This window comes from Agromyces aureus, from assembly GCF_001660485.1.
Taxonomy (GTDB): Bacteria; Actinomycetota; Actinomycetes; order Actinomycetales; family Microbacteriaceae; genus Agromyces; species Agromyces aureus.
The window spans coordinates 2,052,641-2,066,250 of sequence record NZ_CP013979.1 but is presented as its reverse complement, the minus strand read 5'-3'; the positions used below and the strand labels follow the sequence as shown (position 1 = coordinate 2,066,250).

Annotated in this window: 13 protein-coding genes; 8 read left to right on the top strand and 5 right to left on the bottom strand. The window is 70.3% G+C overall.

Annotation, left to right across the window (positions count from 1 at the left end; translation table 11 throughout):
* The first annotated feature begins 26 nt into the window (after positions 1 to 26).
* From pepN to ATC03_RS09075, 4 genes are all read left to right on the top strand, one after another.
* The gene (gene pepN / locus ATC03_RS09090; protein ID WP_067875895.1) at positions 27 to 2,624 is read left to right on the top strand and encodes an aminopeptidase N; all 2,598 of its coding nucleotides are present in this window, start codon (positions 27 to 29) and stop codon (positions 2,622 to 2,624) included.
* 90 nt (positions 2,625 to 2,714) lie between these two features.
* A complete protein-coding gene (locus ATC03_RS09085) occupies positions 2,715 to 3,800 on the top strand; it encodes a mechanosensitive ion channel family protein (protein ID WP_067875892.1) in 1,086 nt (361 codons plus the stop codon).
* A gap of 89 nt (positions 3,801 to 3,889) precedes the next feature.
* Entirely contained in the window at positions 3,890 to 4,270 is a 381-nt protein-coding gene (locus ATC03_RS09080) for a globin (protein ID WP_067881790.1), read from the top strand.
* A gap of 52 nt (positions 4,271 to 4,322) precedes the next feature.
* Positions 4,323 to 6,008, top strand: coding sequence for an FAD-binding dehydrogenase (locus ATC03_RS09075; RefSeq protein WP_067875889.1), 1,686 nt, complete (start codon positions 4,323 to 4,325; stop codon positions 6,006 to 6,008).
* A gap of 57 nt (positions 6,009 to 6,065) precedes the next feature.
* On the opposite strand, the gene ATC03_RS09070 is transcribed toward ATC03_RS09075, so the two are convergent.
* A complete protein-coding gene (locus ATC03_RS09070) occupies positions 6,066 to 6,746 on the bottom strand; it encodes a DUF8185 domain-containing protein (protein WP_067875886.1) in 681 nt (226 codons plus the stop codon).
* 92 nt (positions 6,747 to 6,838) lie between these two features.
* On the opposite strand from ATC03_RS09070, the gene ATC03_RS09065 reads away from it, so the two are divergent.
* The 3 genes from ATC03_RS09065 to ATC03_RS09055 all read left to right on the top strand — a co-directional run bounded on the left by ATC03_RS09065 (position 6,839) and on the right by ATC03_RS09055 (position 8,962).
* The gene (locus ATC03_RS09065) at positions 6,839 to 7,711 is read left to right on the top strand and encodes an acyl-CoA thioesterase (RefSeq protein WP_067875883.1); all 873 of its coding nucleotides are present in this window, start codon (positions 6,839 to 6,841) and stop codon (positions 7,709 to 7,711) included.
* A gap of 181 nt (positions 7,712 to 7,892) precedes the next feature.
* Positions 7,893 to 8,390 (top strand): QcrA and Rieske domain-containing protein, encoded by a 498-nt coding sequence (locus ATC03_RS09060; RefSeq protein ID WP_067875880.1) that lies wholly within the window; start codon positions 7,893 to 7,895, stop codon positions 8,388 to 8,390.
* A gap of 2 nt (positions 8,391 to 8,392) precedes the next feature.
* On the top strand, positions 8,393 to 8,962 hold the full coding sequence (locus ATC03_RS09055) for a hypothetical protein (protein ID WP_067875877.1): 570 nt from the start codon (positions 8,393 to 8,395) through the stop codon (positions 8,960 to 8,962).
* 71 nt (positions 8,963 to 9,033) lie between these two features.
* Here ATC03_RS09055 and ATC03_RS09050 read toward each other — a convergent pair whose 3' ends face one another.
* The 4 genes from ATC03_RS09050 to ssb all read right to left on the bottom strand — a co-directional run bounded on the left by ATC03_RS09050 (position 9,034) and on the right by ssb (position 12,333).
* Positions 9,034 to 9,513, bottom strand: coding sequence for an acyl-CoA thioesterase (locus tag ATC03_RS09050; protein WP_067875874.1), 480 nt, complete (start codon positions 9,511 to 9,513; stop codon positions 9,034 to 9,036).
* 2 nt (positions 9,514 to 9,515) lie between these two features.
* Positions 9,516 to 11,198: an energy-dependent translational throttle protein EttA gene (gene ettA / locus ATC03_RS09045; RefSeq protein WP_067875871.1), complete on the bottom strand. Its 1,683-nt coding sequence runs from the start codon at positions 11,196 to 11,198 to the stop codon at positions 9,516 to 9,518.
* Between the two features lie 5 nt (positions 11,199 to 11,203).
* Positions 11,204 to 11,692: a DUF6993 domain-containing protein gene (locus tag ATC03_RS09040; protein WP_067875868.1), complete on the bottom strand. Its 489-nt coding sequence runs from the start codon at positions 11,690 to 11,692 to the stop codon at positions 11,204 to 11,206.
* Between the two features lie 71 nt (positions 11,693 to 11,763).
* Positions 11,764 to 12,333: a single-stranded DNA-binding protein gene (gene ssb / locus ATC03_RS09035; RefSeq protein ID WP_067875865.1), complete on the bottom strand. Its 570-nt coding sequence runs from the start codon at positions 12,331 to 12,333 to the stop codon at positions 11,764 to 11,766.
* A 243-nt stretch (positions 12,334 to 12,576) separates the two neighbouring features.
* Between ssb and ATC03_RS09030 the strand changes: the two genes are divergently transcribed.
* Positions 12,577 to 13,584 (top strand): aldo/keto reductase, encoded by a 1,008-nt coding sequence (locus ATC03_RS09030; RefSeq protein WP_067875862.1) that lies wholly within the window; start codon positions 12,577 to 12,579, stop codon positions 13,582 to 13,584.
* Positions 13,585 to 13,610: the final 26 nt, after the last annotated feature.

Genomic DNA, 13,610 nt, shown 5'->3' with positions numbered 1-13,610 from the left:
TCAACGACCACTCGGAGGCCCTGCCCATGCCCGCTGCCGATCTCACCCGAATCGAAGCCGAGGAGCGCGCGGCGATCATCGCCGAGGTGTCGTACGAGGTCGAACTCGACCTCACCGGCGACGGCGAGGTCTTCGCGTCCACCACGGTCGTGCGCTTCGCCGCGGTCGCCGGCGCGGCGACGTTCATCGAGGCGACGACGCGCGAGGTGCACGAGATCACGCTGAACGGACGCACGATCGATCCGGCCGCGGCATCCGACGGCCGACGCGTCGCCCTCGACGGGCTCGAGGCTGCGAACGAGCTGCGCATCGTGAGCACGTGCGCGTACACGAACACGGGCGAGGGGCTGCACCGATTCATCGACCCCGTCGACGAGGCGGTGTATCTCTACACGGAATTCGCCGTGGCCGAGGCCAATCGCGTCTACGCGGTGTTCGACCAGCCCGATCTCAAGGCCGCCGTGCGGTTCACGATCACCGCCCCCGCGACCTGGGTCGTGCTGAGCAACGCACCCACGCCCGAACCGGTCGCGGTCGCACCGCACGCGAATGCGACGACGGATGCCGCGGCCTGGGCGTTCGAGACCGGGCCCGTGATCTCGAGCTACATCGTCGCGATCGTGGCGGGCGCCTACGCCGAATGGCACGGCACCGCCACGAGCACCGACGGCCGCGACATCCCCCTCGGACTCTTCACGCGCGCCTCGCTCGCGCAGTACGCCGAACCCGACGTGATGTTCGACACGGTGCAGGCGGGCCTCGCGTTCTACGAGCGCGCGTTCGGCGTGCCCTACCCGTTCGGCAAGTACGACCAGATCTTCGTGCCCGAGTACAACTGGGGCGCCATGGAGAACGTCGGAGCGGTGACGTTCAACGAGAACTACCTGTTCCGCTCGAGGGTCTCCGATGCGCGACGCGAGCAGCGCGCGATCGTCGTGCTGCACGAGCTCAGCCACATGTGGTTCGGCGACTCGGTCACGATGCGCTGGTGGAACGACCTGTGGCTGAACGAGTCGTTCGCGACCTGGGCGTCGACGCTCGCGACCTCGGAGGTCACCGAGTTCACGGGGGTCTGGGCGACCTTCGCGAGCGACGAGAAGACGTCGGCGGCCGAACAGGACCAGCTGCCGTCGACCCACCCCATCGTGGCGCCCATCGAGTCCCTCGCCGACGTCGAGGTGAACTTCGACGCGATCACCTACGACAAGGGTGCGTCGGTGCTGAAGCAACTCGTCGCCTGGGTCGGTCTCGAGGCATTCCAGCGCGGCGTCGGCGCCTACCTGCGGGCGCACGCCGGTGGCAATGCAACGCTGCGCGACCTGCTCGACGAGCTCGAACGCGCGAGCGGGCGCGACCTCGGCCGGTGGTCAGAACTGTGGCTCGAGACCGCGGGCGTCAACACGCTCCGCGCCGTGCTCGAGTCCGACGACGCCGGACTGATCACCTCGGCCGTGATCGAGCAGACCGCGGCCGCCGCACATCCGACCCTCCGCCCCCACCGCCTCGCGATCGGCTGCTACTCGGGCGACGCGGCCGACGACGGCTCGGGCTCCCTCGCGCGAACGCACCGCTTCGAGATCGACGTCGACGGCGCCTCGACCCCGGTGCCCGAACTCGTCGGCCTCGTTCGCCCCGACCTGCTGCTCGTGAACGACGAGGACCTGACCTACGCCAAGGTCCGACTCGACGACGACTCGTTCGCCACGGCCGTCGAACGCCTGAGCGACCTCGGCGACCCGGTCGCACGCGCCGTGATCCTCGGTTCGGCGTGGGACACCGTGCGCGACGCCGAGTTCGCCGCGACCGACTTCGTGCGCCTCGTGCTCGGCAGCGTCGGGCACGAGACCCAGTCCTCAGCACGAGGACTCGCGCTCGCCCGCCTCGACGCGGCGCTCTCGCGTTACCTCGCCGACGACCGCCGCGAACGCGTCGCGGCCGAGGCGGGCGACGCCGTGTGGGCGCTCGCCGAGCTCGCCGAACCCGCATCCGACGCGCAACTGCAGTTCGTCAAGGCCTTCACGCAACTCGCGAGCTCGGCGGCCCACGCCGACGTGCTCGGAAGCCTCCTCGACGGGTCGATCAAGCTCGACGGCCTCGACGTGGACCTCGACCTCCGCTGGGAGCTCGTGATCGCGCGCGCGACGCTCGTCGCGGCATCCGACGAGGTCATCGACGACGAGATCAACGCTGCGCTCGTGCTCGACGACACGGCCAAGGGACGACGACTGGCCGAGACGGCGCGAGCGGCTCGACCGGATCAGGCGGTGAAGGATGCCGCGTGGCAGCGCGTCGCGACCGACGCCGATCTCTCGAACGACCTCGCCAGGGCACTCGCCGACGGTTGGCGTCGCACGTCGACGCCGACGCTGCTCGCCTCGAGCATCGGCCCGTACTTCGCGATGCTGCAGGAGGTCTGGGCGACCCGGAGCTTCACCATGGCCTCGCTCGTCGTGAACCGGCTGTTCCCCGCACCGCTCGTCACCGAAGAGGTCGCCGATGCGGCCCGCACCTGGCTGGCGGCGAACCCCGCGCCCGCGCCGTTGCACCGCCTGGTCTCCGAGCAGCTCGACGAGCTCGAGCGAGCCCTGCGGGCCAGGGCGTGCGACGCGGAGGCGCTCGGCTGACTCCCGGATGACGCTGCGTAGACTCGTTCCGATGGTCGCCAACACCCTGCCCCGAACCCGGAACATCCGCCGAGCCGAGGCGAGCGCCTCATGAACGTCTGGACCGACTTCACGTCGTACTGGGCCGAGAACGGCGGCGACATCGTCGGCAAGTCCATCCGGATCGTGGTGATCATCGCCGTCGCGCTCCTCATCCGCTGGATCCTGCACTTCGTCATCGAGCGCGTCGTCGGCCAGATCGTCTCGGGCGTCAAGCGCAAGCAGGACGTCACCGACACGCAGGCGCTGCAGGCCTCGCCGCTCGCGGCGGTCCGCGTCGTGCAGCGCACCCGCACACTCGGGTCGGTGTTCACGAACGTCGTCAACGTGACGCTGTTCATCATCGTGACGCTCATGATCGTGAGCACCATCGACCAGGGCATCCTCGGGTCGTTCGCCCTGCTCTCCGCCGCGATCGGCGCCGGCCTCGGTTTCGGCGCCCAGAACATCGTGAAAGACGTGCTGAACGGATTGTTCATGGTCGTCGAGGACCAGGTCGGCGTCGGCGACGTCGTCGATCTCGGGCCTGCGACCGGCATCGTCGAAGAGGTGCAGATCCGCATCACGAAGGTGCGCGACGTCAACGGCACCCTCTGGTTCGTGCGCAACGGCGAGATCCTCCGCGTCGGAAACATGTCCCAGGGCTGGGCCCGCGTGATCGTCGACCTCGCCGTGCCGTACGAGGCCGACGTCGACGAGGTCGAGACCGAACTCCTGAAGGCCGCGAACGAGTTCGCGCAGTCGAGCAAGTGGCGCGCCCGCATCCTCGAACGCCCCGAAATCTGGGGGCTCGAGTCGATCTCCGACGATGCCATGGTGCTCAGGGTCGTCGTGAAGGTGCGCACCTCGTCGAAGGACGACGTCGCCCGTGAACTGCGGGTGCGGCTCAAGCGCACCGTCGACGGCATGGGGCTCAGGCTGCCGAGCCTCAGCTCGGTCGTGCTCACCGGGTTCGACGGCGCGACTCGCGTCAAGGGCGCGAAGCCGCCGAAGACCTCGCCGAACGCCGTGCTCACGAACGAGGCGGTCAAGGCCTCGACCGCGAAGGCCAAGCGGGCGCAGCGCGCGAAGGGCGCGCCGAAGCCCCCGGCCACGCCACCCGCCGAACCGCCGACGACCCCCGGAGCCCCATCGTGACCGACGAGCGCCTGCCACCGACATCCGTCCCCGTCACCGCCGTGCCTCCGGCCTCGGTGCCGCTCCGGGGCAGCGAGCACGGCTCGGCGCTGGGCGCCTCGTTCTACGAGACGGTCGGCGGCAGACCGACGTTCGAACGACTCGTGCACGAGTTCTACCGAGGCGTCGCCGACGACCCCGTACTGCGCCCGATGTACCCCGAGGAGGATCTCGGCCCGGCCGAGGAGCGGCTGCTGCTCTTCCTCGAGCAGTACTGGGGCGGCCCCGGCACCTACAGCGAGCAGCGCGGACACCCGCGCCTGCGCATGCGGCACGCGGGCTTCAAGGTGAACCCCGATGCACGCGACCGTTGGCTGGCGCACATGCGCACCGCGGTCGACGCGCTCGAACTGCCGCCGCTCGCCGAGGAGACTCTGTGGGATTATCTTCAGCGTGCGGCGTTCGCGATGGTGAACACGTTCGAGGAGTGACCCGACCCTCGTGCGCCCGAGCCGCACGCGAGTGAGACGAAGGAGTCCCCCAGTGCCCGCAACCCCCGCCGCGCGACCAGAACCCGCTGGCCGCCCCGAACCCGCCGCGATCGTCGTCGGAGCAGGCCTGTCCGGCCTCGTCGCCGCCGCTGAACTCGTCGATGCGGGAAAGCGCGTGCTCATCGTCGACCAGGAGCCCGAAGCCAGCCTCGGGGGGCAGGCGCACTGGTCGTTCGGCGGCCTGTTCCTCATCGACTCCCCCGAGCAGCGGCGCATGGGCGTGAAGGACTCGCTCGACCTCGCGCGACAGGACTGGGACGGCACGGCGGGCTTCGACCGCGACGAGGACGAGTGGGGTCGCAAGTGGGCCGACGCGTACCTCGACTTCGCGGCCGGTGAGAAGCGCGCGTGGCTGCACCAGAAGGGCGTGCGGTTCTTCCCCATCGTCGGCTGGGCCGAACGCGGCGGGTACAACGCCATCGGCCACGGCAACTCCGTGCCCCGCTTCCACATCACGTGGGGCACCGGCCCCGGCGTGCTCGCGCCGTTCATCGCCCGCGTCAAGGCGGGCGAGGCGGCGGGCCTCGTCGAGTTCAGGCACCGGCATCGCGTCGACGAGTTGATCGTCGAGTCCGGCGCGGTCGTCGGGGTGCGGGGTGCGGTCCTGGCTCCCGATGCCGCCGGGCGCGGCGAGTCGAGCAACCGCGACGTCGTCGGCGACTTCGAACTGCGCGCGCCCGCGGTGATCGTCGCGTCGGGCGGCATCGGCGGCAACCACGATCTGGTGCGCGAGGCGTGGCCCGAGCGGCTCGGCACCCCGCCCGAGCACATGCTCTCGGGCGTGCCGGCGCACGTCGACGGGCGCATGCTCGGCATCTCCGAGCAGGCCGGCGCACGTCTCGTGAACGGCGACCGCATGTGGCACTACACCGAGGGCATCACGAACTGGGATCCGATCTGGCCCATGCACGGCATCCGCATCCTGCCCGGGCCGTCGTCGCTCTGGTTCGACGCGACGGGCAAGCGGATGCCGGTGCCGCTGTTCCCCGGATTCGACACCCTCGGCACGCTCGAGCACATCCAGACCACCGGACACGAGCACACGTGGTTCGTGCTCACGCAGAAGATCATCGAGAAGGAGTTCGCCCTCTCGGGCAGCGAGCAGAACCCGGACCTCACGGGCAAAGACCTGAAGCTGCTCGCCCAACGCGTCGGCTCGGGCGCGACCGGCCCGGTCGAGGCGTTCAAGGAGCACGGCGTCGACTTCGTGGTCGCCGACACGCTCGACGAACTGCTCGAGGGCATGCGAGCCCTCTCCCCCGAGGTCGACCTCGACACGGCGAACATCGAGCGCGAGGTCGTGGCGCGCGACCGCGAGGTCGACAACGAGTTCTCGAAGGACCTGCAACTGACGGCCGTCCGCGGCGCCCGCAAGTACCGCGGCGACAAGCTCATCCGCGTGGCGACGCCGCACCGCATCCTCGACCCGAAGGCCGGGCCGCTGATCGCGGTGAAGCTGCACATCCTCACGCGGAAGAGCCTCGGCGGCATCCAGACGAACCTCGACGCGCAGGCGCTCGACGCGACGGGTGCACCCGTGCCCGGCCTCTACGCGGTCGGCGAGGCCGCGGGCTTCGGCGGCGGCGGCGTGCACGGTTATCGTGCGCTCGAGGGCACCTTCCTCGGCGGATGCCTCTTCACCGGGCGCACCGCCGGGCGCGCGGTCGCCAGGGGCTGATCCGGCTCCGTCGGCCGCTCCGCTCCCGGGCGGATCGGCCGACGGCCGCGACTCGCGCTATGCCTTGAGGGTCCAGGGCTTGCGGCGCACGAGCACGTGCCCGCGCCGCGAACTGAGACGGGTCCACGGACCCGTCTCGAACAGGCGCACCTCGTCTTCGCCGAGGAATCCGAGGCTGAAGGCCGCGAACGCCGCGCCGGTCGGGAGATACTCGACCCCGTCGACGCCGCGCCCCCAGACCTCGGAGCGCACGCGTTGCACGAGCTGCTCACCGGTGCCGGCCGGGATCGCTGCGGCGACCTCGTCGATCCCGGCACGGGCCGCGGATTCGAGGGTCGCGGCATCCGTCTCACCGAGCGCTCGCCAGCCGCCTCTGGGAGGGGAGATGCCCGCCCAGGTGACGGTGTTGACCTCGGGCGGGCGCGACATGGTGACCGGGCGCGACTCGTCGTCTTCGCCGAGTTCGCCGCGGGCCCGCACGATGCGGTCGACGAGGGAGCGCATCGGCACGACCGAGTCGAAGTCCTCGGTGTCGACGAGTGAGAACGTGCGGAGGCCGAGCACCGTCGGGCTCTCGTCGAGGATGCCGCGCGGGTACAGGATCGCCGTGTAGACCGCGAGGATTCCGGAGCCGGCGATGAGTCGTACCGACCCGTCTTCGACCCGGCCCGCGCGTTGCAGGTAGGTGTGCAGGTCGCCGAGCGAGAGGCTGTCGGCAAGCGTGAATTGAGAGACCATCTGCTGTCTAAACTACCAATTGCGCGCCCGCGTTCGGTCTCATTCCGCCCGACGGATGCCGCAGCCACCGTTGGAGCGATATCGGAGACCCCATGAACGGACCCATCGACGGCCTGCTGAGCACGCTCCGCCTGACGAACACCGGCGCGCGCACGACGGAGGACATCTTCACCGGACCGTCGCAGTGGATGCCGCTCGGCCGGGTCTTCGGCGGTCAGGTGCTCGCGCAGTCCCTCATCGCCGCGATGCACACCGTCGACGAAGCCCGCGTGCTGCACTCGATGCACGGGTACTTCCTGCGGCCTGGCGACGTCGACCACCCGATCACGTTCTCGGTCGATCGCCTGCACGACGGCCGGTCGTTCTCGACGCGGCGCACCCACGCGTTCCAGAAGGGCGAGCCGATCCTCTCGCTCATCGCGTCGTTCCAGACCGAAGACGAGGGCGTCGAGCACCAGGTCGACATGCCGACCGACCTGCCCGACCCGGAGTCGCTCCCCTCGACCGCCGATCTCATCGGTCACCTCGACAACGCCATGGCCCAATTCTGGTCGTCGGAGCGCGCCTTCGATGTCCGCCACATCCCTTCCCCGATCTACCTCGGCGTCGAGGGCGAGCGGGTGCCGCGGCAGGCCGTCTGGATGAAGGCGGTCGGCCGACTGCCCGACGACCCGAAGCAGCACCGCGCGGCGCTCGCCTACGCGAGCGACTACTCGATCCTCGAGCCCGTGCTGCGCGCCCACGGCCTGCCCTGGGCCACACCCGGGCTCCGCGTCGCGAGCCTCGACCACGCCATGTGGTGGCACCGCGACGCCCGCGTCGACGAGTGGCTGCTCTACGTGCAGGAGTCGCCGTCGGCGCAGGGCGGTCGGGGTCTCTCGATCGGCCGCATCTACACGCGCGAAGGGGTGCTCGTCGCGAGCGTGGCGCAAGAGGGCATGGTGCGGGCGCCCGGCGGGCACTGATCGCCCGACTGCGGCGGCCGACATCCGATCGACACCGCCCACTTGCGATCGTCAAGGCCCTCATCCGAGCGTCTGCCGTCGTGCCCGATGGAGTGCGCGGCGAGGCTCGCTTCCCGCGGGGTTCCGTTCCACAATGGCTGGAGCGCGAAGTCGCGCGACGTGGAGCGAACGAGGAGCCCTCATGGCGGATGTCACCGAACCGACCCGACGCACGATTCTCACCCTCGGAGCGACGGGGGCCTTCGGCGGCGCACTCGTGCTCGCCGGCTGCGCGCCCGCGTCGCCACCCGCCTCGAGCGCGAAGCCGTCCGCGTCGACGCCGACGACGCCCGAGGTGACGAACGAGCCGCCCGCCGAGTCCGCCGGGCCGGATCAACCGGCGACGGGCGCCGACATCGGAGCCCTTTCCGATGTGCCGGTCGGCGGGAGCCTCGCCGCCACGCTCGACGGCGCGCCCGTGCTGCTCGCGCAGCCGACGGCCGGCGCGGTGGTGTGCTTCAGCGCGATCTGCACGCATCAGGGCTGTCCGGTGAACGCCGCCGGCGCCGAGTTCGACTGCCCATGCCACGGCTCGCGCTTCGATGCGGCCACCGGAGACGTGATCCGGGGTCCCGCGATCGACCCGCTGACGCCCATCGCGGTCTCCGTCTCGGGTGACCGCATCGTCGCCGCGTCCTGAAGATGGGCGACCTCGAGTACGTCTTCCAAGGACTGCCGCTGCACGTGCTGCTCGTGCACGTGGTCGTGATCGCCGTCCCGGCGGTGGCAGTGCTGCTCGTGGTGCTCGCGGCGTGGCCCGGTGCTCGCCGCGTGCTGTGGATCCCGGCGCTCATCGCCGCCGTGCTGCTCGTGCCGCTCGGCCTCGTGACCGTCGCCGCAGGCGAGTGGTTGCAGGCTCGCGTGCCCGCGGCGCCGCTCATCGAGGCGCACACGGGTCAGGGCGAGGACATCGTGCCGTGGCTGTACGCGGTGCTGGGTGTGGCCGTGCTCGTCTCCGCGTGGCAGGTCGTCACGGTCGTGCGCGGACGCCGCGCACGGCGACGGCTCGACGCGTCAGCCGACGGGTCGATGACGGTTCCGGATGCCGCGGCGGGCGTGAACCGCACGGTGCGCGTCGTCGTGGCGATCGTGCTGACCGTGGTGGCGATCATCGTCGCGGTCGGCGCGATCTGGACGGTCGTCCGCATCGGCGAGTCCGGCAGTCGGGCCGTCTGGGAGGGGTCGTACAGCGACACGCCGCTCGAACGCTGACGGCGGCGCGCAGGGTACGACTCAGCACAGAGGCACGATCAGCGTCTGCGGGGCGACCCGCCGAGGGAGGATCAGCGGCGGCGGAACGAGATCGGCGCCTCGAGGTACGGCGTCCACGCGTCGCGCTCGACCGCGGTGATGCGCCGCGGACGCTCGGTCGCGGCGTCGACCAGCACGATCGTGGTCGCGGCCCGCGTGTACAGCACGCGCGGTTCGACGCCGACCGGCGAGAACACCTCGTAGCAGACCTCGAGGCTCGCACCGCCGAGGTTGCCGATCCACAGCTCGATGTCGAGCGGCAGCCGCTGGTACGGGATCGGTGCGAGGTACTCGACCTCCTGCCGCGCGATGAGCGAGAGCGTGCTCGACCCGGGCGTCGCGTCGATCACGGCCGTCGACGCGCCGACGGCGTGTTCGGCGGTGCCGTCGTCGTTCACCCAGAACGCCTGGATGCGGGCCTCCTCGAGGAGGCCCAGCATCCGGGCGTTGTTGACGTGCCCGTAGGCGTCGAGATCGCCCCAACGCAACGGGGTGGGCACGTGCAGGCGCATGATCAGTCGCGCGTGAGTTTGCGGTACGCCGAGCGGTGCGGCTTCGCGGCGTCGGGGCCGAGGCGTTCGACCTTGTTGGCCTCGTACGACTCGAAGTTGCCCTCGAACCAGTGCCAGTAGGACGGATTCTCCTCGGTGCCCTCGTAGGCGAGGATGTGGGTCGCGATGCGGTCGAGGAACCACCGGTCGTGGGTGATGACCACGGCGCAACCGGGGAACTCGAGCAGCGCATTCTCGAGGCTCGACAGGGTCTCGACGTCGAGGTCGTTGGTCGGTTCGTCGAGGAGGAGCAGGTTGCCGCCCTGCTTGAGCGTGAGTGCCAGGTTCAGGCGGTTGCGCTCACCGCCCGAGAGGATGCCGGCGCGCTTCTGCTGATCGGGGCCCTTGAAGCCGAACGTCGACACGTAGGCGCGGCTCGGGACCTCGGTCTTGCCGACCTGGATGTAGTCGAGCCCGTCGGACACGACCTCCCACAGCGTCTTGTTCGGATCGATACCGCCGCGCGACTGGTCGACGTACGAGATCTTGACCGTCTCGCCGAGTTTGACGTTGCCGTCGTCGCTCGGCTCGAGGCCGACGATCGTCTTGAAGAGCGTGGTCTTGCCGACGCCGTTGGGGCCGATGATGCCGACGATGCCGTTGCGCGGAAGCGAGAAGCTGAGGCCCTCGATGAGCGTGCGGTCGCCGAAGCCCTTCTTCAGGTTCTTGACCTCGAGCACGATGTCGCCGAGACGCGGACCCGCGGGGATCTGGATCTCCTCGAAGTCGAGCTTCCTGGTGCGCTCGGCCTCGGTCGCCATCTCTTCGTATCGAGCCAGACGGGCCTTGGACTTCGCCTGACGGCCCTTGGCGTTCGAGCGGACCCAGTCGAGCTCTTCTGCGAGGCGCTTGGCGAGCTTGGCGTCCTTCTTGCCCTGGACCGAGAGTCGCTCCTGCTTCTTCTCGAGGTAGGTCGAGTAGTTGCCCTCGTAGGGGTAGAGGCGACCGCGGTCGACCTCGCAGATCCACTCGGCGACGTGGTCGAGGAAGTACCGGTCGTGGGTGACGGCGAGCACGGCGCCGGGGTACTTGGCGAGGTGCTGCTCGAGCCAGAGCACGCTCTCGGCGTCGAGGTGGTTGGTCGGCTCGTCGAGCAGCAGCAGGTCGGGCTTCTGCAGCAGCAGCTTGCAGAGCGCGACGCGGCGCTTCTCACCGCCCGAGAGCACCGAGATCTGCTCGTCGCCCGGGGGGCAGCGCAGGGCGTCCATCGCCTGCTCGAGCTGGGAGTCGAGGTCCCACGCGTCGGCGGCGTCGATGGCCTCCTGCAGCGTGCCCATCTCGGCGAGGAGCGCGTCGAAGTCGGCGTCGGGCTCGGCCATCGCGAGCGAGATCGCGTTGAAGCGGTCGATCTTCGCCTTGATCTCGCCGACGCCCTCCTGCACGTTCTCGAGCACCGTCTTGGTCTCGTCGAGCACGGGCTCCTGCATCAGGATCCCGACCGAGTAGCCGGGCGTGAGCTTCGCCTCGCCGTTGGAGGGCTGGTCGAGTCCGGCCATGATCTTGAGGATCGTGGACTTACCGGCACCGTTCGGGCCGACGACGCCGATCTTGGCCCCTGGGAGGAACGCCATCGTCACGTCGTCGAGAATGACCTTGTCGCCGACCGCCTTGCGGGCGCGCACCATCGAGTAAATGTAATCCGCCATGTCGCCTACCAGTCTATGGGTCGTGTCTGCCCGATCAGACATCCGCCGGTTCCGAGCGCAGCCTGCACGACGCCGTGGTACCCGCCCGACTTCGGTCCGTACTGGCCGACGAGGCATCCGTCGTTGAACAGCACCGAGAACTGCACCGAGTCGGCCGGCTCGCCGAGCGAGGTCTGATCGGACGTGACCTGCATCGCCGCGCGATCGAACCCGGCGGCGACGAGCGCGTCGATGAAGTCACGACCCCCGGCAGCGGCGTTCGCGGCGACGACCTGCTGGTTGACCTGGTCGAAGAACGGAAGGTTGTCGGCGGCCGGCAGGTCGGGGTGCAGGCCGACCGGTGCCGCGGTCGCCGCGTCAGTGGGCCGCGGGCGCGAGTCCGACGGGCTCGCCGACGGCGTCGGAGACGGCGTGCCCGTGCACCCGGTCAGCACGGCGACGAACAACGCGGCCCCGGCGATCGCCAGGGCCGCGGAAGCGCTGTGCCGTGCCATCGGTCCCCCATCGGGATGCCCTCGGATGCATCCGAAGGCGAGTCTAGGCGCTGCCGCCCGTTCGACGCCGGTCAGAACGGGAGCGCCAGGGCCCGATCGTCGACCGACGCGTCGCGGTCGCCGTCGGTCTCCGCGTCGGCGCGCTCGGCCTCCCGCTCGGAGGCGAAGGCGGCCGCTGCCCGCTCGTCGGCATCGCCCGCGGCGTCGACGGGGTCGGCCGGCCAACCTTCGGCGACGGTCGGGGAGGCGGCCGCCGCGGCATCCGGCCCGCCCGAAGCGCCCGCAGCGCGCGTCTTGGAGAGCGACGTGGTGCCCCAGGTCAGGTCGTGCCCGACCGCTTCGGCGTCGATCTCGATCGCCGTGCCGGACTTCTCGCCGCTCTCCCACGAGCGGAGCCGCAAGCGGCCGTGCACGACGACGCGGTCGCCGCGGCGGATCGAGGACGAGGCGTTCTTCGCGAGCTGGCGGAAGGTCGAGACGGTGTACCAGTTGGTCTCGCCGTCCTCCCAGGCGCCCTTCACCCGGTCGAAGATGCGACGCGTCGAGGCGAGGCGGAAGGAGGTGATCGTGAGGCCCTGCGCGGTGGTGTGCACGCGCGGGTCGCTGCCCACGGCGCCGATCACGGTGATGTTGTCGGTCATGTCTGCTCCAATTCGGTGGTGCGGGTGTCGGTGGCACGGTGGTGGCGCGAGGGGTCGAGCGTGCCGGCCGGGCCGGGCCGCGGCATCCGGCTGCCTCGTGCCGATTCAGGACCGGATGCCGCGTGGCCCAACCCTCGCCGAATCGCCCCCGCGCACGGTCGGCTCGACGCCGAACGGTGTACTTCCGCAGGATCCATGACGTCGGGGAGGAGGAGTCGTCGGGGGCCCGAATAGAGTCGAGGCATGACCTATCTGGCAGCACCGACGCGCTACGACGCCATGCAGTACAACCGAATCGGCCGCAGCGGGCTGAAGCTGCCCGCGCTCTCGCTGGGCCTCTGGCACAACTTCGGCCACGACCGCCCGCTCGACACGCAGCGTGCGATCGTGCGCCGCGCGTTCGACCTCGGCATCACCCACTTCGACCTCGCGAACAACTACGGCCCGCCGTACGGCAGCGCCGAGGAGAACTTCGGCCGCATCCTCGCTACCGACCTCGCGCCCTACCGCGACGAGATCATCGTGTCGTCGAAGGCCGGCTACGACATGTGGCCCGGGCCCTACGGCGACCACGGCTCGCGCAAGTACCTGCTCGCGTCGCTCGACCAGAGCCTCGGCCGCCTCGGGCTCGAGTACGTCGACATCTTCTACTCGCACCGCCCCGACCCCGAGACGCCGATCGAGGAGACCATGGGCGCACTCGTCAGCGCCGTCCGGCAGGGCAAGGCGCTCTACGTCGGCATCTCGAATTACTCGCCCGAGGAGACGGCCGCCGCGGCCGCCGCGCTGGCGGCGGAGAACGTTCCGTTGCTGATCCACCAGCCGCGCTACTCGATGTTCGACCGCCACATCGAAGACGGACTCTTCCCCGTCCTCGAAGAGGTGGGCGCGGCCAGCATCGTCTTCTCGCCGCTCGCGCAGGGCCTGCTGACCGACCGCTACCTCTCGGGCGACGTGCCCGCGGATTCTCGCGCCGCGACCAGCCGGTTCCTCTCCCCCGACCGCATCAGCGCCGAATACCTCGAGCGCGTGCGGGGCCTGGCCGAGATCGCCGACGAGCGCGGGCAGAGCATCGCGCAGCTCGCGCTCTCGTGGGTGCTGCGGCAGCCGCTCGTCGCGAGCGCGCTGATCGGCGCGTCCAGCGTCGCCCAGCTCGAGCAGAACGTCGCGACCCTCGAGGCACCCGCACTCACCGAAGACGAGATCGCCCGTATCGAACCGTTCGCGGCGCACGGCACCCAGCTGGGCTGAGCGAACCGCGCGTCGATGGTGCGTCC

Excerpts from the sequence above, each read along its gene's own strand:
- pepN (WP_067875895.1), top strand. The coding sequence starts at position 27 with ATGCCCGCTGCCGATCTCACCCGAATCGAAGCCGAGGAGCGCGCGGCG.
- ATC03_RS09085 (WP_067875892.1), top strand. The coding sequence starts at position 2,715 with ATGAACGTCTGGACCGACTTCACGTCGTACTGGGCCGAGAACGGCGGC.
- ATC03_RS09070 (WP_067875886.1), bottom strand. The coding sequence starts at position 6,746 with ATGGTCTCTCAATTCACGCTTGCCGACAGCCTCTCGCTCGGCGACCTG.
- ATC03_RS09065 (WP_067875883.1), top strand. The coding sequence starts at position 6,839 with ATGAACGGACCCATCGACGGCCTGCTGAGCACGCTCCGCCTGACGAAC.
- ATC03_RS09060 (WP_067875880.1), top strand. The coding sequence starts at position 7,893 with ATGGCGGATGTCACCGAACCGACCCGACGCACGATTCTCACCCTCGGA.
- ATC03_RS09055 (WP_067875877.1), top strand. The coding sequence starts at position 8,393 with ATGGGCGACCTCGAGTACGTCTTCCAAGGACTGCCGCTGCACGTGCTG.
- ATC03_RS09050 (WP_067875874.1), bottom strand. The coding sequence starts at position 9,513 with ATGCGCCTGCACGTGCCCACCCCGTTGCGTTGGGGCGATCTCGACGCC.
- ettA (WP_067875871.1), bottom strand. The coding sequence starts at position 11,198 with ATGGCGGATTACATTTACTCGATGGTGCGCGCCCGCAAGGCGGTCGGC.
- ATC03_RS09040 (WP_067875868.1), bottom strand. The coding sequence starts at position 11,692 with ATGGCACGGCACAGCGCTTCCGCGGCCCTGGCGATCGCCGGGGCCGCG.
- ssb (WP_067875865.1), bottom strand. The coding sequence starts at position 12,333 with ATGACCGACAACATCACCGTGATCGGCGCCGTGGGCAGCGACCCGCGC.
- ATC03_RS09030 (WP_067875862.1), top strand. The coding sequence starts at position 12,577 with ATGACCTATCTGGCAGCACCGACGCGCTACGACGCCATGCAGTACAAC.